We start from the raw sequence: 2,159 nt of genomic DNA, 5'->3' as shown, positions 1-2,159 counted from the left end.
GTAGAGGGCCAGCGCAGGGCGTATTTGCAGATCGCGCGCGCGGGCGAGTGGCGCGATTCGGCCACGCGCGCCATGCCGACCGCCAGGCCCAGCAAGGTGCCCTGCACGATGCAGATCAGTGTCACCATGATGGTCATCTGCAGGCCGCGCCAGAACAGCACGCTGTACTCGGCAATGATGTCGGCCCGGAACCAGCCGAACCAGAGGACGTGTTCCATAAGGAGGTGTCCTGATGTTTACTGGGCGGGCAACGCGGGAGCGTCGGCCTGGAACCATTTCTTGTAGATGGCGGCGTAGCTGCCGTCGGCCTTGACGGCGGCCAGGCCTGCGTTGAGTTTGTCCTGCAGCGCCTTGTTGCCCTGTTTCACGACGATGCCGAAGTATTCCTTGGGAAAGCTCGCGTCGCTGACGGTCTTGAGCTGTTTGTGTTCCTGGGCGCGAAAGGCGATCACCCCGTTGTCGCCGATGGCGGCGTCCAGGCCGTTGTTGGCCAGCTCGGAGATCACGACCGGGGTGCTTTCAAAGCGGCGGATGTCGGGGTTGGTCTTGCCGAATTCGCGCGAAGCCATGTCGTCGCCGGTGCTGCCGGTGACCACGCCGATTTTTTTGCCGGCAAGGTCTTTCAGGCTCTTGGCCGTGCTGTTGCTGTGCACGGCGATCAACTGGCGGGCTTCGAAGTAGGGGGCGGTGAAGTCGTAGGACTGCTTGCGCTTGTCGTTGATGGTGACGCCCGAGATGACCAGGTCCACATCGCCGTTGTTGAGGGCCGCGAAGATGCCGGTCCAGGGGGTGTTGACGATCTTGATCTGCAGGCCGGATTTCTGGGCGATGGCTTTGATCATGTCTACGTCATAGCCGACAATTTCCTTGGTCGGGCTTTCATAGGCAAACGGACGGTAGGTGGCGCTGGAGCCGACGACCAGCTCCCTGTTTTGGGCCTGGGCTGCGCCCAGCGCACAGGTAAGCAAGCCGGCTGTCGCGGCAATTTTTTGCAGAATGTTCATGGTTGTGTCCAGAGGATCTGAGTGAGGGAAACGCTCGCCGGCTCGCGGAGAGGCCGAAAAGCGAAAGTAGCCAATGGTAACGCGTGCAAAAGCCGTGCCTGGCGCGTTCCGGGCAGGGTTTTCGCGGGGGACGATGCAGGGATGGGCGGGCAGCGGGCCCGCGATGCCTGACCGGTTCTAGGCCCTGAGCTGTTTGTTAAAAAACGCCAGGGTGCGCTCCCACGCCAGCTTGGCCGCGGCGGCGTCATAACGCGGCGTGGTGTCGTTGTTGAAGCCGTGTTGCGTGCCCGGGTACTGGTAGGCGGTGTAATTCGCACCTGCCGCCTTGAGTGCCGCCTCGTAGGCAGGCCATGCGGCATTGATGCGCTCATCCACCGCAGCGAAATGGATCAGCAGCGGTGTCTTGACCTTGGCGGCATCTTCCGCTGCCGGCAGGTTTCCGTAGAAGGGAACGGCTGCGCTGAGCTCCGGCAGGCGCGTGGTGAGTGTGTGCGACATGCCGCCGCCATAGCAGAACCCGACCACACCCAGCTTGCCGGTGCAGTCGTCCCGGCTCTTGAGCCAGGTGGTGGCCGCCACGAAATCCTCCACGCACTTTCGCTGGTCCAGTTTGGCGAACAACTCGCGCGCCTTGTCTTCGTCGCCGGGGTAGCCGCCCAGGGGGGTGAGTGCGTCGGGTGCGAAGGCGATGAAGTTGTCCAGCGCCAGCCGGCGGGTGATGTCTTCAATATGCGGGTTGAGGCCGCGGTTTTCATGAATGACAAGCACGCCGGGCAGTTTGCCGGTGGCATTGGCAGGCCTGGCCAGATAGCCTTTGACTGTGCCTGAGCCGGCGGACGACGGATAGCTGACCATGTCGGTCTTGATGCGTTTGTCATCCCGGGCAATTTGCTGCCCCGCGGCAAAATCGGGGCTGAGGGCGGCCAGCAGGGCTGTTGCGGTCAGGCCGGCGGTGGCGAATTTCTGGGCGCGCTCCAGGAACCCGCGCCTGTCAATGGTGCCGTGGACATAGGCATCAAACAGAATCAGCAGTTCCTGGTCAAAATCCTGGGCGGTCTTGCGTGGCATGTTGGGCTCCTGCAAAAAATCGAGCATACCGATTCGTGGCCTGCGTGGCAAAGGTCATCGTCAACCCGCGGGGCCGCAGTGTTTTGC

General features: G+C 62.5%; 2 protein-coding genes and 1 pseudogene. All 3 read right to left on the bottom strand.

Translation table 11 applies throughout. The annotated features are described in order from the left end of the window. Positions 1–218 (bottom strand): annotated as a pseudogene (locus tag AC1D1X_RS21410) (amino acid ABC transporter permease); the annotation flags it as partial. Between the two features lie 18 nt (positions 219–236). Further along, positions 237–1,004, bottom strand: coding sequence for a basic amino acid ABC transporter substrate-binding protein (locus AC1D1X_RS21405; RefSeq protein ID WP_457280528.1), 768 nt, complete (start codon positions 1,002–1,004; stop codon positions 237–239). A gap of 177 nt (positions 1,005–1,181) precedes the next feature. Next, the gene (locus AC1D1X_RS21400; protein WP_457280529.1) at positions 1,182–2,072 is read right to left on the bottom strand and encodes a dienelactone hydrolase family protein; all 891 of its coding nucleotides are present in this window, start codon (positions 2,070–2,072) and stop codon (positions 1,182–1,184) included. Positions 2,073–2,159 lie beyond the last annotated feature (87 nt).

It is taken from the genome of Polaromonas sp. P1_G4 (assembly GCF_056405475.1).
This window is presented reverse-complemented; position numbering and strand designations above follow the sequence as displayed.

Excerpts from the sequence above, each read along its gene's own strand:
- AC1D1X_RS21405 (WP_457280528.1), bottom strand. The coding sequence starts at position 1,004 with ATGAACATTCTGCAAAAAATTGCCGCGACAGCCGGCTTGCTTACCTGT.
- AC1D1X_RS21400 (WP_457280529.1), bottom strand. The coding sequence starts at position 2,072 with ATGCCACGCAAGACCGCCCAGGATTTTGACCAGGAACTGCTGATTCTG.